This is a genomic window from Streptomyces sp. NPDC051364 (assembly GCF_040682115.1).
Lineage (GTDB): Bacteria > Actinomycetota > Actinomycetes > Streptomycetales > Streptomycetaceae > Streptomyces.
This window is the reverse complement of record NZ_JBFBAH010000007.1, coordinates 372633-386651: the sequence shown is the minus strand read 5'-3', so window position 1 is coordinate 386651 and position 14019 is coordinate 372633. Positions and strand designations below refer to the sequence as shown.

General features: G+C 71.8%; 14 protein-coding genes and 1 pseudogene. 8 read left to right on the top strand and 7 right to left on the bottom strand.

Annotated features, from left to right (window positions below; all coding sequences use genetic code 11):
• Position 1: 1 nt before the first annotated feature.
• Positions 2-820 carry a PhzF family phenazine biosynthesis isomerase gene (locus tag AB0M76_RS18910; protein ID WP_365953903.1) on the bottom strand — a complete coding sequence of 273 codons (819 nt, stop codon included), beginning with the start codon at positions 818-820 and terminating at the stop codon, positions 2-4.
• Positions 821-1149: 329 nt separating this feature from the next.
• Between AB0M76_RS18910 and AB0M76_RS18905 the strand changes: the two genes are divergently transcribed.
• Positions 1150-1758, top strand: a complete 609-nt coding sequence (locus AB0M76_RS18905) for a PadR family transcriptional regulator (RefSeq protein WP_078987822.1) — start codon at positions 1150-1152, stop codon at positions 1756-1758.
• An 86-nt stretch (positions 1759-1844) separates the two neighbouring features.
• On the opposite strand, the gene AB0M76_RS18900 is transcribed toward AB0M76_RS18905, so the two are convergent.
• Positions 1845-2273, bottom strand: a complete 429-nt coding sequence (locus AB0M76_RS18900) for an SRPBCC family protein (protein ID WP_266669141.1) — start codon at positions 2271-2273, stop codon at positions 1845-1847.
• Between the two features lie 171 nt (positions 2274-2444).
• Here AB0M76_RS18900 and AB0M76_RS18895 point away from each other — a divergent pair, with 171 nt between their 5' ends.
• Together AB0M76_RS18895 and AB0M76_RS18890 are read left to right on the top strand one after the other, a co-directional pair.
• On the top strand, positions 2445-3413 hold the full coding sequence (locus AB0M76_RS18895; RefSeq protein ID WP_365953902.1) for a DMT family transporter: 969 nt from the start codon (positions 2445-2447) through the stop codon (positions 3411-3413).
• A 164-nt stretch (positions 3414-3577) separates the two neighbouring features.
• Positions 3578-4585 carry an EamA family transporter gene (locus AB0M76_RS18890; protein WP_365953901.1) on the top strand — a complete coding sequence of 336 codons (1008 nt, stop codon included), beginning with the start codon at positions 3578-3580 and terminating at the stop codon, positions 4583-4585.
• Here AB0M76_RS18890 and AB0M76_RS18885 read toward each other — a convergent pair.
• Positions 4567-5241, bottom strand: a complete 675-nt coding sequence (locus AB0M76_RS18885) for a pyridoxamine 5'-phosphate oxidase family protein (protein ID WP_365953933.1) — start codon at positions 5239-5241, stop codon at positions 4567-4569. The two genes, AB0M76_RS18890 and AB0M76_RS18885, sit on opposite strands and share 19 nt — an antisense overlap.
• 64 nt (positions 5242-5305) lie before the next feature.
• On the opposite strand from AB0M76_RS18885, the gene AB0M76_RS18880 reads away from it, so the two are divergent.
• Complete coding sequence (locus AB0M76_RS18880; protein ID WP_365953900.1) at positions 5306-6637, top strand: aminotransferase class I/II-fold pyridoxal phosphate-dependent enzyme; 1332 nt, start codon at positions 5306-5308, stop codon at positions 6635-6637.
• A 198-nt stretch (positions 6638-6835) separates the two neighbouring features.
• On the opposite strand, the gene AB0M76_RS18875 is transcribed toward AB0M76_RS18880, so the two are convergent.
• The gene (locus AB0M76_RS18875) at positions 6836-7768 is read right to left on the bottom strand and encodes a DMT family transporter (protein ID WP_365953899.1); all 933 of its coding nucleotides are present in this window, start codon (positions 7766-7768) and stop codon (positions 6836-6838) included.
• A gap of 74 nt (positions 7769-7842) precedes the next feature.
• On the opposite strand from AB0M76_RS18875, the gene AB0M76_RS18870 reads away from it, so the two are divergent.
• Positions 7843-8745, top strand: coding sequence for a LysR substrate-binding domain-containing protein (locus tag AB0M76_RS18870; RefSeq protein WP_365953898.1), 903 nt, complete (start codon positions 7843-7845; stop codon positions 8743-8745).
• 22 nt (positions 8746-8767) lie between these two features.
• Here the strand turns inward: AB0M76_RS18870 and AB0M76_RS18865 are convergent, their stop codons facing one another.
• Positions 8768-9226 (bottom strand): pyridoxamine 5'-phosphate oxidase family protein, encoded by a 459-nt coding sequence (locus AB0M76_RS18865; RefSeq protein WP_328622050.1) that lies wholly within the window; start codon positions 9224-9226, stop codon positions 8768-8770.
• 76 nt (positions 9227-9302) lie between these two features.
• Here AB0M76_RS18865 and AB0M76_RS18860 point away from each other — a divergent pair, with 76 nt between their 5' ends.
• From AB0M76_RS18860 to AB0M76_RS18850, 3 genes are all read left to right on the top strand, one after another.
• Positions 9303-9917, top strand: a complete 615-nt coding sequence (locus tag AB0M76_RS18860) for a cysteine hydrolase (protein WP_365953897.1) — start codon at positions 9303-9305, stop codon at positions 9915-9917.
• A gap of 18 nt (positions 9918-9935) precedes the next feature.
• Positions 9936-10061, top strand: a complete 126-nt coding sequence (locus tag AB0M76_RS18855) for a hypothetical protein (protein WP_365953936.1) — start codon at positions 9936-9938, stop codon at positions 10059-10061.
• 520 nt (positions 10062-10581) lie between these two features.
• Positions 10582-11475 (top strand): DUF5655 domain-containing protein, encoded by an 894-nt coding sequence (locus AB0M76_RS18850; RefSeq protein ID WP_365953896.1) that lies wholly within the window; start codon positions 10582-10584, stop codon positions 11473-11475.
• 232 nt (positions 11476-11707) lie between these two features.
• On the opposite strand, the gene AB0M76_RS18845 is transcribed toward AB0M76_RS18850, so the two are convergent.
• Complete coding sequence (locus tag AB0M76_RS18845) at positions 11708-12421, bottom strand: hypothetical protein (RefSeq protein WP_365953895.1); 714 nt, start codon at positions 12419-12421, stop codon at positions 11708-11710.
• 263 nt (positions 12422-12684) lie between these two features.
• Positions 12685-13302 (bottom strand): annotated as a pseudogene (locus tag AB0M76_RS18840) (class I SAM-dependent methyltransferase); the annotation flags it as partial.
• Between the last annotated feature and the right edge of the window lie 717 nt (positions 13303-14019).

Here is a 14019-nt window from a genome sequence, read left to right as displayed (position 1 = left end):
GTCACGGGTGGGCGAGCAGTTCGCCGTCGACGACCGTGACCGCGTTGCCGGTGAGGAGCGTACGGTCGCCCGCCAGGCGGACCCGGACGAGGCCGGTGCGCGCGCCGCCCTGGAGCCCGACGAGCGAGGTGCGGCCCAGGCGGGCGGCCCAGAACGGGGCGAGCGCGGTGTGGGCGCTGCCGGTGACCGGGTCCTCGTCGATCCCGAACGCCGGGAAGAAGCCGCGGGAGACGAAGTCGTACCCGCGGGACGGGTCCTCGGCGGCCGCGGTGACGATCACCCCACGGCGGGAGTAGCCGCGCAGGGCGGCGATGTCGGGGGTGAGCTCGCGTACGGCCCGTTCGTCCGCCAGCTCGACGACCAGGTCGCCGATGTGCTCGGACGTGTCGTGGACGGACCTGATCTCGGCGCCCAGAGCGCTGCGTACGGCGGGGTCCGCGTCCACCGGTGTCAGCGAGGACGTCGGGAAGTCCATCGTGATCGTGCCGTCCTCGGCGGTCTCGGCCGTGAGGATGCCGCACCGGGCGGTGAACCGGATCAGCCCCGTGGCCAGGCCGCTCGTCGCGATCACGTGCGCCGTGGCCAGTGTGGCGTGGCCGCACATGTCGACTTCCGCGGACGGGGTGAACCAGCGCAGGGCCCAGTCGGCGTCCCCGCCGGGCGGCAGCGGGCGGGCGAACGCCGTCTCGGAGAGGTTGACCTCGGTGGCGACCTGCTGGAGCCAGGTGTCAGGGGGGAACTCCCCGTCGAGGAGCAGGACCCCGGCGGGGTTGCCGCGGAAGGGACGGTCGGTGAAGGCATCGACGATTCGCAGGCGCATGCAGCGACCGTAGGGCCGGTTCTTGATCGTCGGCAAAGGCCAATCCGGGATGACTGGCCCCGTCTCAGCCGAAGTGGACGCCGTCGCCGGCCGTTCCCGTGCCGTCCCCCGCCGGCGCTGCTCGCCCTGCCTGTTGCACGCGCCACAGACCCGAAGCTCACGAGAGTGGAGGCCACACTCACCGCCGAAGACTGAGGCGCGACCGGCCTGGTCAGAGGCATGTTCGTTATGAGTTTCCGATATATCGTTGACGCATCGCGATGGGTCAACGATAGTTGGCGTATCGCAAGAGCGATAGCGAGAAACCGGAAGACGAAAGGAGCGCAGTCATGCGTTCACACGGACAGCACGAACACGAGCACGGACGGGGCCACGGCCACTGCGGGCCCGATCGTCGGGAGGAGTTCCAGGGACGGCGCGGAGCCTTCGGCCCGTTCGGACCGCCCTTCGGCGGCGGCCCCTTCGGTGGGCGCGGCGGACGTGGCGGACCGCGCGGCCGGGCTCGGCGGGGAGACGTGCGCGCCTCGATCCTGGCGCTGCTCAAGGACCGGCCGATGCACGGCTACGAGATGATCCAGGAGATCGGCGAGCGCAGCGGCGGGGCCTGGAAGCCCAGCCCGGGCTCGGTCTACCCGACCCTCCAGCTGCTCGAGGACGAGGGGCTCATCACCAGCGAGAGCGAGGGCGGCAAGAAGCTGTTCACGCTCACCGACGCCGGCCGCACCGAGGCCGAGTCGGCCCCGGAGGCCCCCTGGGCCGAGGCCGGGCGCGGGTTCGACTTCGAGGCGATGCACGAGGTCCGGACGGCCGGAATCGGCCTGTTCGAGGCCTTCGGCCAGGTCTTCAAGACCGGCTCGGCCGAGCAGCGCGAGAAGGCCCTCGCGGTCATCAACGACGCCCGCAAGAAGCTCTACCTGATCCTGGCCGACGAGCACTGAGCCGGCCGGCCGGCAAAACGGCGCGCCCCGCGAGTCCTCTCGCGGGGCGCGCCGTCGTACCTGCGTACCGGCCGGGGGAGACGGGGTCAGGCGACCAGGCCGGCGAGCTTGCGGAGCGACTCGTTCAGGGCGGCGGTGGCCGAGTCCTTGAGCTTGCCCGCCATCAGGGAGACGGCGGCCCCGTTGAACTCCCCGTCGATGCGGACCGTGGTGGCCCCGCCGTCCGGGATCAGGGTGTACCGGGTGAGGATGGCCACGCCCATCGGGCCCTTGCCCGTGATGGCGAAGACGCGCTCGGTCTCCAGCTCCGAGACCGTCCATGCAACCTCGGCCGGGAAGCCCATCATCTTCATGTTCTCCTCGAAGGTGGCGCCGACCGCGAGGGTCTCGGGGCCGCCCTTCGGGAAATTCGTGTGGGTCATGCTCCACTGGCCGTACGCCGCCCAGTCCGTCAGCTGGGCCCAGAGCTTCGCGGCGGGCGCCTCGATGCGTGATTCCGCGGTGACTTCGGCCATGCGACCACCCCTTCTCGTCGGGTACGTGCGGCGGAACGTAGCCCCGGCGGGCGGAACATTCAATACTGACGACCTGTCAGAAATGGCCGGCCCGGTCACGGTGGGTCTCGGATGCGTCTCAACAGGTGTCACACCTGTGACGGTGCTGACCGGCCCTGCCATGATGGCCGGATGCAAGCGTCAGGGAGAAACGCCGGACTGGGCCTCGCGCTCGTCTCGGCGTTCGCGTTCGGTGGTTCGGGTGTGGCGGCGAAGCCGCTGATCGAGGCGGGTCTGGCCCCGCTGCACGTGGTCTGGCTCAGGGTGGCCGGGGCGGCGCTGGTGCTGTCCCCGCTGGCCTGGCGGCACCGCGGCCTCCTGCTGCGCAAACCCCTGCTGCTCGCGGGCTTCGGCCTCGTCGGCGTCGCGGGCGTGCAGGCCTTCTACTTCGCCTCGCTGTCCCGGATCCCGGTCGGCGTGGCCCTGCTCCTGGAGTACCTCGGCCCGGCGCTGCTGCTCGGCTGGATCCGCTTCGTGCAGCGCAAGCCGGTGACCCGGGCCGCCGCGGCCGGCGCCGCCGTGGCCGTCGTGGGGCTGGCCTGTGTCGTCGAGATCTGGTCCGGGCTGAACCTGGACCTGCTTGGGGTGCTGCTCGGCCTCGCCGCCGCCTGCTGCCAGGCCTTCTACTTCGTGTTCGCGGACCACGGTGCCGACGGCGCCGGGGACGAGGTGCCCGACCCCCTCGGGGTGATCGCGTACGGCATGCTCGTGGGCGCGCTGGTGATGACGGTGATCGCGCGGCCGTGGCAGATGGACTGGCAGGTGCTGGGCGGGTACGCGGCGATGGGGGACCTGAGGGTGCCCGCGTGGGTCCTGCTCGGCTGGGTGGTGCTGATCGCGACGGTCTTCGCGTACCTGACCGGCGTGGTCTCGGTGCGCAAGCTCTCGCCGCAGGTGGCCGGGGTCGTGGCCTGCCTGGAGGCGGTCGTGGCCACCGTCCTCGCCTGGATCCTGCTGGGCGAGCACCTCTCGACCCCGCAGATCGTCGGCGGTGCGCTGGTGCTCGGCGGGGCCTTCATCGCACAGTCCTCGAGGCCCACTCCGCCGGGAGCGGCGGATCCGCAATCGGCTGTTCTGGACCGCGAGACGACGACGGCCTAAGGTGGCGATCATGCATTCGACCGTGCTTCCGCCTCCCGCCGCGTAGCCGCGGGCAGCTGTCCCTTGTGCGAAGACCCGGCCCGGGGAGTTCCCGGGCGGGTCCGCGCTGCCCGCGAAGCGATGACCTTCCTCTTTCATCCTTCACGCATGCGCGGAGCACACTCGTGTCGAATCTTTCGCCCGCTTCTGGGCGCAGTCTGCTGTATCTCGTCGTCGCCGGAGCCGCCTGGGGCACCGCCGGGGCGGCCGCCTCCCTCCTCTTCCTGGCCAGTGACCTCGGCCCGCTCGCCCTGTCGTTCTGGCGGTGCGCCGGCGGGCTGGTGGTGCTGCTGGGGGTGCTCGCCGTACGCCGGCCCCGGGGCCCGCGGCGGGCAGCGCGGCCCTCGGTGGCCTCGCTGATCGGGACGGGGCTGATGTTCACCCTGTTCCAGGCCGCGTACTTCGCCGCCGTACGGGAGACCGGCCTCGCGGTCGGGACGGTGGTGACCCTGGGCGCCGGGCCGGTGCTGATCGCGCTCGGGGCGCGGCACTGGATGGGCGAGCGGCTCGGCCGGGGCGGGGTGGCCGCCGTCGTCGGGGCGCTCGCCGGGCTCGCCGTGCTGGTCCTGGGCGGCGGGGGCGGCGAGGTGCGGCCGGCCGGCGTGGGCTGGGCCCTGCTGTCGGCCGCCGGGTACGCCGCGATGACCCTGCGGGCCCGCTCGCTGGGGCGGCGCGGGGCGGGCGGCGACCCGCTGGTCACCACCGCCTGGTCGGTCGCGGTGGGCACGGTGTGCCTGCTGCCGCTCGCCGCGGCGGAGGGGCTGATGCCGCACACCGCCGAACTCGGGCGGGTGCTCTGGCTGCTGGTGTACGTGGCCACCGTGCCGACGGCCCTGGCGTACGCGCTGTACTTCACCGGGGCCGCCGCGGTGCGGGCCGCGACGGTGTCCGTGATCATGCTGATCGAGCCGGTCAGTGCGGCGGTGATCGCCGTGCTGGTGCTCGGTGAGCGGCTGACCGGCGCCGTGGTGCTGGGCACCGTACTGCTGCTGACCGCGGTGGGTGCGCTGATCGCGGCCGAGGCGCGCAGGCCGTCGGGCGGGCCGGTGGTCCGGCCCGCCCGTGAGACCCATCAGACCCATGAGACCCGCGAGCCCGAGGAGCCCCTCGAGGCTCAGAGCGCGGCGAGGTAGTCCGGGGTGGCGATCCCGGGGGCCAGGTCGTCGGCCGGGATCGGGGTCCCGTGCACCGGCGCGACCGGGACCACGCCCGACCAGTAGGGCAGGTCCATGTCCTCTGGCTCGTCGTTGGGGCCGCCGGTGCGCAGCTTCGCCGACACCTCGTTCAGGTCCAGGCGGATCACCGCGGTGGCGGCGAGCTCCTTCGCGTTGGCGGGCCGGGAGTCGGCCGAGCGGCCCGGCACCACGTGGTCGACGAGGGCGTCCAGTGCCATCCGGCGCTCGTCCTCGTCGGTCACCTGGTACGCGGTGCCGTGCACGATCACAGAGCGGTAGTTGATCGAGTGGTGGAAGGCCGACCGGGCCAGCACCAGGCCGTCCACGTGCGTCACGGTCAAGCAGACGGGCAGGCCCGGGTCGGTCTGGCCGGCGGCGAGCAGCGGGCGCGAACCGGTCGAGCCGTGGACGTACAGGGTCTCGCCGACCCGGCCGTAGAGCGTCGGCAGGACCACCGGCGCGCCGTCGCGGACGAAGCCGAGGTGGCAGACGTAGGCCTGGTCGAGTATCGAGTGGACCGTCTCGCGGTCGTAGCGCGCCCGCTCGCGGGAGCGGCTCGGGACGGTGCGGTCGGTGGGCTCGTAGCCGCCGGTCGTCCCGTTCGTCTCGGGCATCTCTTGCGTGTCGGTCGTGGCGGTCATGATGCGCGCTCCGTTGTACTAGTGCATACTGGGGTTTGTGCTAGGAGAGTATCGGATTGCAGGACGTCGCGCATCGGATATCGCGGCCAGTGTCGAAGCGGGCGTCGGATCGGGCGCGCTCGCGCCCGGGACGCTGCTGCCGCCGATGCGGGAGCTCGCGGGGGTGCTCGGGGTCAACCCGAACACCGTGGCGGCCGCGTACCGGACGCTGCGCGAGCGCGGGGTCATCGAGACCGACGGGCGGCGCGGCAGCCGGGTACGGGGGCGGCCGGCGAGTGCGCCGCGCGACGAACTGCGGATGGCGGTGCCGCCCGGGGCGCGGGACGTCGCCTCGGGGAATCCGGACGTACGGCTGCTGCCCTCGTTGGACGGGGCCCTGGCCGAGGCCGCGCGCCGGTACGCACAGGCGCCGACGCTGTACGGGGACGACCCGGTGGTACCCGAGCTGCAGCGGCTGGCCCGGGCCGACCTCGACGCGGACGGGGTGCCCGCCGGGCCGGTGGGGGTGACCTCGGGCGCGCTGGACGGGATCGAGCGGGTCCTGGCCGCGCATCTGCGGCCGGGGGACGCGGTGGCCGTCGAGGACCCGGGGTGGGGGAGCGTGCTGGACCTGGCGGCGGCGTTGGGTCTGCGCGTGGTGCCGGTGGCGGTGGACGACGACGGGCCGGTCGTCTCGGCAGCGGAACGGGTGCTCGCGGAGGGCGCGCGGGCGCTGCTGGTGACGGCGCGGGCGCAGAACCCGACCGGGGCGGCGGTCGGCGCGGACCGGGCGGCGGAGCTGCGCGGCGTGCTGGCGCGGTACCCGGAGGTGCTGGTGGTCGACGACGACCACGGGCACGCCATCGTGGACCTGCCGCTGCACTCGCTGGGCGGGGTGACCCGGCACTGGGCGCTGGTGCGGTCCACGGCGAAGGCGTACGGGCCCGACCTGCGGCTGGCGGTGCTGACCGGCGACGCCGTGACCCTGGACCGGGTACGCGGGCGGCAGCGGCTCGGCCCGGGGTGGGTGAGCCGGCTGCTCCAGTACGCGGTGGTCGAGCTGTGGACCTCGGGCGCGGTGGACCGGGCGGCGGTCGCGCGCTCCTACGGGGAGCGGCGGGACGGGCTGGTCGCGGCCCTGCGGGAGCGGGGCGTACGGGCCCACGGGCGCAGCGGGATGAACGTGTGGGTGCCCGTCGCCGACGAGACGGGGGCGGTGACGCGGCTGCTGGCCGCGGGCTGGGCGGTGGCCCCGGGCAGCCGGTTTCGGGTGGAGTCGGGGCCGGGCGTACGGATCACGGTGTCCGGCGTGCGGCCGGGCGAGGTGCCTGGGCTCGCGGCCGCGGTGGCCGCGTCGGTCCGGCCTGCGACGGGCGGCCGCTTCGACTGACGGCCCCCGGAGCTCGGGGGCCGGCAGTGGGACGGCCTAAGCGGTCTGGGGGAAGTGGGGCACGCCCCCGCGCCGCCCGGCACGGCACCTCGCCGCGTTGTCTCGGCACCCGAGTACGCCCGGTACGGGGGCGCCGCTCCGCCGTGCGATCCACCGCACCGCACGACGCGGAAACGCACCCCACTTCCCCGAGACCGCTCAGCGGCGGCGGGTCTGGGTCAGGGCTGCTCCGGCCAGGACGATCGCCGCGCCCACCGGGGTGTTCCAGTGGAGCTGTTCGCCGAGGAGCAGGACGCCCGCCGTGGTGGCGATGACCGGGATGAAGTACGTGACCATCTGGGCCGTGGTCGGGCCGACCTCCGCCACCAGGCCGTACTGCATCTGCAGGGCCATCCCCGTGCCCAGGGCGCCCAGCGCGATCACCGACAGGGTCGGCCAGAGCGGGAACGAGGCGGGGGCCGGGGTGAACGCGGCGCTGACCACCAGCAGTTGGAGCGTGGAGAGCATCAGCTGGGCGCCGGTCAGCGCCACCGGCGAGCCCGGGACCGAGGCCAGCGTGCGCCGGACGTAGATCCAGCCGATGGGGTAGCAGAGCGAGGCGAGCAGGGCGAGCGCGGTGCCCTTGGCGTCGATGCCCGAGAAGCCCTGCCAGGCGCCGAGGACCGTCAGGACGCCGAGGAAGCCCAGGCCCAGGCCGGCGAAGCGGCGGCGCGTCGGGCGGTCCTCGGACAGGGCCACCATCGACAGTGCCATGCCCCACAGCGGCGAGGTGGCGTTGCAGATCCCGGCCAGGCTCGACGGGATGCTCAGCTCGGAGTACGAGAAGAGCGAGAACGGTGCGGTGTTGAGCAGGAGCGCCGCCACGGCCAGGTGCGCCCAGGTGCGGCGGCCACGGGGGAGCGGCTCGCGGCGGACCACGAGCACGGCCAGCAGCGCCAGTGCCCCGAACAGCACCCGGCCGAGCGCGACCTGGAACGGCGCGTACGCCTCCGTGCCCACCTTGATCAGCAGGAAGCTGAAGCCCCAGACCACCGAGAGGACCGCGAAGCGGAGCCGCCAGTCCACCCGCCTGGCCCGGGTGGGGGCGACCGGCGGGGAGAGAGTGGGGCGAGGGGTGGCGGGTGCGCTCATGCGGAGTACTCTGCTCCGCTCGACTGCGTAGGACAAGCGAGACTTCTTCGCAGTGACGGCGTAGCATCGCTTACATGTTGAACCTGGAGCGCCTGCGTACCCTCGACGCCCTCGCCCGCCACGGCTCGGTCAGCGGCGCGGCCGACGGGCTCCACGTCACCACCTCCGCCGTCTCCCAGCAGATGGCCAAGCTGGAGCGGGAGGTCGGCCAGCCGCTGCTGGCCAAGAACGGCCGCGGGGTGCGGCTCACGGACGCGGGCCGACTGCTCGCCGATCACGCGGCCCGGATCATCTCCCAGGTGGAGCTCGCCCAGGCCGATGTGGAGGCCCGGCGGGGCTGCGCCGTCGGCGAGCTGCGGATCGGCGCCTTCCCGACCGCCATGCGCGGGCTGCTGCCCCAGGCGCTGACCGCCCTGCGCGCCGGGCACCCCGAACTGCGGCCCCTGGTGCGGGAGCAGGAGCCCGAGGACAGCATGGCGGCCGTCGTACGCGGCGACCTCGACCTGGCGCTGGCCATCGACTGGCACAACAAGCGGATGCCGGTGCCCGCCGAGCTCACCCGGGCGCACTTGCTCGACGACTCCTGCGACATCGCCGTGCCGGCCGGGCACCGGCTGGCCGACCGCGACCGGATCTCCCTCTCCGAGTTCGCCGACGACGACTGGATCTCCTGGAACGAGGGCCAGTTCTGCCACGAGTGGCTCGTGTACACCCTGCGCGGCACCGGCATCGAGCCGCGCATCGCGCACATCGCCGAGGAGCACCACACCCAGCTGGCCTTCGTGGAGGCCGGGCTCGGGGTGTGCGTGGCGCCCCGGCTCGGGCGCGGCCCGGTGCCGCCCGGGGTCCGGCTGCTGCCCGTGAGCGACGCCGTCCGCCGCCACGTGTACGTCGTCTGGCGGGCGGACGCCGACCGGCGGCCCTCGATCCGGGCCGCCGTCGAGGCCCTGCGGCAGGCCGGCGCCGCGGTGCTCTAGGGCATCGGGGCGCCGAGGGGCATCAGAGCTTGCGGAAGTCCCAGGAGACGATCGACTCCGGGGTGAGGCGGATCCACGCGTGGCGGCCGTCGTGCGGCATCTCCTCGATGCCGAAGTTCTTGGCCGGAAACAGCCGTTCAGCCTCGGCCAGCTCCGGGCAGGGCTCGCCCGTACGCGGGGCCTCGCCCACGAAGACGGCGCTGCCGGAGAGTTCGACCCCGTGCAGTTCGTCGTACGTCTCGCCCGCGTCCACGACCACGGAGATCCGCGGGTCCTTGCGCAGGTCGGACCAGCGGCGGCTGCGCGTGATCGAGTACAGCCACAGGGAGCTGCCGTCCCACGCGAACCACAGGGCGCCCACGTGCGGGCGGCCGTCCGGGGAGACGGTCGCCACCCGGCAGGTGCGCTGCTCGCGCAGGAAGGCGTCCACCTCCGCGTCGGTCATCATGATGCGGCGGCCCCGCCGCTGTGATCCGTCCATCCGTCCCGCACCCCTTCACATCTGACTGACTGTCAGGAATCATGCGGGATCGATGGTCGTCACGCCAGGGGGAGCCATGCCGGAACTCGATCCCGCCACCACCGCGCTGCTCACCGTCGAGTGCCAGAACGGCGTCGTCGGCGAGGAGAGCGCCCTGCCCGAGCTGGCGAAGGAGGCCCGGGACTCCGGGATGCTGGGGCGGGTGGCCGCGCTGGTCGACGCCGCGCACGGGGCCGGCGTACAGGTGCTGCACGCGATCGCCGAGCGGCGGCCGGACGGGCTGGCGGCCAACGCCAATGCGCGGCTGTTCCGGGCCGCCGGGAAGCTGCCCGTCCGGCAGCTGTCGGGGAGCCGGGCGGTGGAGGTGGCGGCCCCGATCGAGGTGGCCGAGAACGACCTGGTGGTCCGCCGGCTGCACGGGCTCTCGCCGATCGCCGGCACCGACGTGGACGCCCTCCTGCGCAACCTCGGCATCCGCACCCTCGTCGTCGCGGGGGTCTCCTCGAACATTGCGATCCCGAACACCGTCTTCGACGCCGTCAACCTCGGCTACCGGGTGGTGGTGCCGTCCGACGCCATCGCGGGGGTGCCCGCCGCGTACACCGCCGAGGTGATCCGCAACTGCCTGGCGCTCGTCGCGACCGTCACCACGGCCGAAGCCCTCCTTACGCAGTGGGCTCCCGCGCACTGACCCCCGTAACCTGGGCGGATGCTGTCCGAAGTGATCGCGACCCGTTACGTCACGCCTCTGCGTGAGGGCGGCTCGCTCCCGGGGATCGTCGAGGCCGACGACCTCGGTACCTACGTCATGAAGTCCCCGAGTCTAGGGCCCTGAGCTGGGCTTTCGCCCTCTCGTGTGCCGCTGACCTGCGGTGCGGCTTCTTTCTGGGTCTTTCAGGGGCTTTCCGCTTTACGTGGCTGGAACTCCCCAAGAACTCCCCGAACGGCCTCGGAACTCCCCAGCCACTCCCCAGCAGGGCGGCTCGGGCCTGGCCCCGGCGATCGACACAGGCTGGACGATACGCGGGCCGGAATCGCACTGAGCGTGAGGTGGAGTTGGAGGGCTGCGGGCGAGCGGTACACCTCAGCCAGCGGCTGCACCCAACGGGGGATCGCGAGGTCCTTCTGATAGGGCGCCAACATGAAAGAGCCGGCTTCCACACCAGGGTGAGACCCTGGTGCGGAAGCCGGCTCTTTTGCGCCTGCTGCACTCGGTGAAGTCCGACTCGGCCCCGGGCACAGCCTTCGGGTTGGCCGCTTACGGTGATGATCGGGAGTGGGCTCCGGGACATCCCGCCTGCCGGAAATAGATCTGGCTGACTGCGCGTTGCTGGTAGGTCAATGCGGAGGGGGAGGTGTCGGGCCTGAAGTTGTTCAACACGAAGAGCGGCGCGACCGAGGTCGCGCCGCGTCTGGCTGAGGTCGAGGCCGATGTGCAGGACCTCGTCGAGGCGCACATGCAGACCATGCTCGGAGTCCGGTTCCTGGCGAGCGAGTACAGCACCGGACCGGTCCACGGCGGCCGGATCGACTCGCTGGGCATCGACGAGAACGGTGGCCCGGTGATCGTCGAGTACAAGCGGGGCACTGACGCGGGCGTGATCAACCAGGGCCTCTTCTACATGGCTTGGCTGCTCGACCACCGGGACACGTTCCGGCACCTGGTCCGCGACCGGCTCGGGGCTCACGCCGCGGCCCAGGTGCTCTGGAGCGCACCGAGGCTGATATGCGTGGCCGGCGACTTCACCCGCTACGACATCCACGCCGTCCGCGAGCACCGGCACGCCATCGACCTGGTCCGCTACCGGTACTTCGGCAGCGAGCACGTCGGCCTCGAGACGGTGGCTTCTTTCGCCGGCCGTGCCGCGGCGCCGAAGGCTGGCAGCCGGAGCCGGGACACGGCGAAGGTGCAGCGGACCGCGACGGAGGCCGGGGCCATGGCGGAGCTGGCCGCAGCCGTCGACGAGGTGCTGCTCGGGCTCGGCGAGGACCTCACGAAGGTCTCGAACCAGACCTACACCGCCTACCGGCGTATGCAGAACTATGCGTGCCTGGTCCCGCCGAAGAAGGCCAAGCTGTTGGTCTACCTGAAGGCTGACCCGGCGACGGTCGACCTCGTGCCCGGCTTCGCTCGCGATGTGACGGGGCTGGGCCACCACGGCACCGGCGACCTGGAACTCACGCTTCAGTCCGAGCGCGATTTGGAGCGCGCGGTCGAGTACTTCCGCCAGAGCTACGCGGTGGCATAGCCAGGCGGGGCTGGGCCGTCGGCTGCTTGATGGTGAGGGGGAAGTTGCGCGGTGCGGCGTAGTAGTGCCTTCCGATGGCTGGGGCAGGGGTGGCGGTGGATCTCTAATGATCCCGCCAATCCCCGGTTTGGCTGACCGGGGTTACGGTGCTATGTTCCGCGCCGCACTGCGGGGGCTGGTCACCTGGGCTGAGGTCTTTGGATCAGCGGGGGCGGCGTCCCGTCCTCTTCTCTCACCGGTCGCGGGCGGCTTCCAGGTCAGCTTGGGCTGTCTCCACGCGGGTGTCTTCGCCATGTTTGGTGGCTATGGTGTCCACTTCCTGGCGGGCGGAATCCACTGCGGCCGTGTCTGCTCGTACTGTCTCCAGAGCTTCCTCTGCCTTCTCGATCGCGCGGGAGCGTTGCTTGCGGAGTTTGCTGCCAGCGGCGATGGCATTTTGGAGGCGGACGCTGAACTGTCGGACAGCCTCCTCGGGGTCGTCGGTATCCACCGGGTGGAGCTCGGATTGGCCGTCAGGGTGAGTGACATATAGGTATGCCTTCTTGCCCGGCCGGGCGGGCTCGCAGTGCGCGGCGATTCCCGCGAGGGGCAGTTGCTCCGTTCCGATGTGCAGTTCGTACTCGTACAGGGAGAGCGGCCCCAGCGCGGCGAGTTGCTCGCCTCGGTCGGGGGTAAGCAACGCGTTCAGCTCGCGGTGCGCGCGGTCGACGCGCTGACGGTGAGTCTGCTCGGCCCAGGCCAGGCGGGCGCGGGCGGCGGCGAGATCAGTGCCGGCCTTCACCTTCAGAGAGCGCAGGGCACTGCGGGCGGCGTACAAGTCCTGACGGTCTTCGTGGTGAACCTCGGAAAATGCGAACTTCCATCCGCCCGGGTAGCGGTACATCTGCCATCCCACGATGCCCGCCAGCACGGTGAGCAGCCCGGCGAACAGTTGGATCAACGACATGCGAACCCCCTTTCGCTGGCGCGGGCTTCTGCCGCCACCGTGGCCGGTGCTCCTCGCGAGCCGGTCTGGTACACCAGTACACGTGGGAGGCCCTGGCCGCACTGTGTTCATCCGGGAGCGGAAGAGCTTGCCTTCCCGACGTCTGCGGCTTGCATCGCCCAGGCGGTCGGGCCCATTGGAGGAACACAGGCTCGGCCGCCTGCCGGCGGATGCACAGGATCCATCCGCGGGCGCCTCCTGTTTGGTCGTGCTGACATGGGAGTTCAGGGCCGGGTGATGGCAAGGATGTGGGCAGAGGCATCGGTGAGCGCAGCGTGCGGTTCCGCGAGCCGAGCTGCGGCGAGGGCAGCGTCGTACATCGCCGTGTCCAAGAGGTTGGTGGCGGTGTACTTCTCGATGGCCTTGACCGCCACCCAGCCGGGTCCCTCGACGCCATACAGGGTGGGGTCGGCGAGTCCCGCTTCGGTGATCTCCTCGCGGAGCTCGTCTGAGGTCTGGAAGTAGGCGACGGTGAAGCCGCGCTGTCCGGCGTAGCGGCCCTGGTCGAGGGTGTCGCGTACTCCGTCCTGGATGGCGGGCTCGGTGATGCCGGTAGTGGCGATGTAGTCGAGCAGGGGGGAGTAACGGGAGATCGCAGCTGCAGCGACGACACCTCCCGGCCGTGCTACACGGGCAGCTTCGGCCAGCGCGGAGAACCGGTCGGCCTTGTCGTGGAGGTGGTACAGCGGACCGAGGAGCAGCACCACGTCGTACGAATCGGCTGCGGCGGTGAGGGCGCGGGCGTCGCCCAGCTCGGCTGTCACGCCATCAAGGGCGCCGGCCTGGGTGACGTGCTTGGGTACGGGGTCCACGACGTGCACGGTGTAGCCGTCTTCGGCAAGCCAGCGGGCGTGGGTTCCAGGGCCGCCACCGACATCGAGTACGCGGCCGGAGCGGGTGGGAGGTGGCGGCGGAGTAACTCGCGGGTGCGTGCGAGTTCCAGGGTGCCCGTGGCAGTCGCGTGCAGTCGTGCGGCTTCGTCGGAGCGGGTGTAGAAGTCGATGATCTCCGGGCGTACAGCGGGGGTTCTCGTCATCGGGGAGTCCTCATCCTGCGGGGCTGGTGGTGTCCGGCAGGGTAGGGGACATGACGAAGTGATCACTGCGATTTTCGGCGGCTCAACACGGCGGATCCTGCCCGCTCGCACGAACGCGGCTGACTGACTGCGGCTCACGCCCGTCGTGATGAAAGGCCCGCCCGTGCCCCATTTCCCGCCGACGAGTTCGCTGAAACTGGCCGTTGGCCTGCTCCTGCCGTCCTCGTCTCCGTCTTCATGGGTGTCTGCGGTACGCGAGGCGGCAACGATCCTCGCCGTCTTGGGCCGCCCCCGCAGGGACATGGAAGTGGGCGCTTGCCCTGCTGTTCTACGCACGCTCTTGGGACGGGCCCGTGCCCCGGCAGACGTGGTGATGGACGAACTTCGGGAGGCCGTCGACGTGACCGGCACGCCGATGTCCTATGGGGTCATGGTGAAGGAGCCGTCGGTGGCCGCCGAGATCAAAGAGGCGGTACGCGCAGCTGGGCAAGAGCCGACATTCTCCGGGCCACAGACCACGCCG

What these genes read in the sequence shown, in the direction of transcription:
- AB0M76_RS18865 (WP_328622050.1), bottom strand. Translation starts at nt 9,226, where the DNA reads ATGGACGGATCACAGCGGCGGGGCCGCCGCATCATGATGACCGACGCG.
- AB0M76_RS18905 (WP_078987822.1), top strand. Translation starts at nt 1,150, where the DNA reads ATGCGTTCACACGGACAGCACGAACACGAGCACGGACGGGGCCACGGC.
- AB0M76_RS18910 (WP_365953903.1), bottom strand. Translation starts at nt 820, where the DNA reads ATGCGCCTGCGAATCGTCGATGCCTTCACCGACCGTCCCTTCCGCGGC.
- AB0M76_RS18845 (WP_365953895.1), bottom strand. Translation starts at nt 12,421, where the DNA reads ATGTCGTTGATCCAACTGTTCGCCGGGCTGCTCACCGTGCTGGCGGGC.
- AB0M76_RS18885 (WP_365953933.1), bottom strand. Translation starts at nt 5,241, where the DNA reads ATGCCCGAGACGAACGGGACGACCGGCGGCTACGAGCCCACCGACCGC.
- AB0M76_RS18900 (WP_266669141.1), bottom strand. Translation starts at nt 2,273, where the DNA reads ATGGCCGAAGTCACCGCGGAATCACGCATCGAGGCGCCCGCCGCGAAG.
- AB0M76_RS18870 (WP_365953898.1), top strand. Translation starts at nt 7,843, where the DNA reads ATGTTGAACCTGGAGCGCCTGCGTACCCTCGACGCCCTCGCCCGCCAC.
- AB0M76_RS18855 (WP_365953936.1), top strand. Translation starts at nt 9,936, where the DNA reads ATGCTGTCCGAAGTGATCGCGACCCGTTACGTCACGCCTCTGCGTGAG.
- AB0M76_RS18860 (WP_365953897.1), top strand. Translation starts at nt 9,303, where the DNA reads ATGCCGGAACTCGATCCCGCCACCACCGCGCTGCTCACCGTCGAGTGC.
- AB0M76_RS18875 (WP_365953899.1), bottom strand. Translation starts at nt 7,768, where the DNA reads ATGAGCGCACCCGCCACCCCTCGCCCCACTCTCTCCCCGCCGGTCGCC.
- AB0M76_RS18895 (WP_365953902.1), top strand. Translation starts at nt 2,445, where the DNA reads ATGCAAGCGTCAGGGAGAAACGCCGGACTGGGCCTCGCGCTCGTCTCG.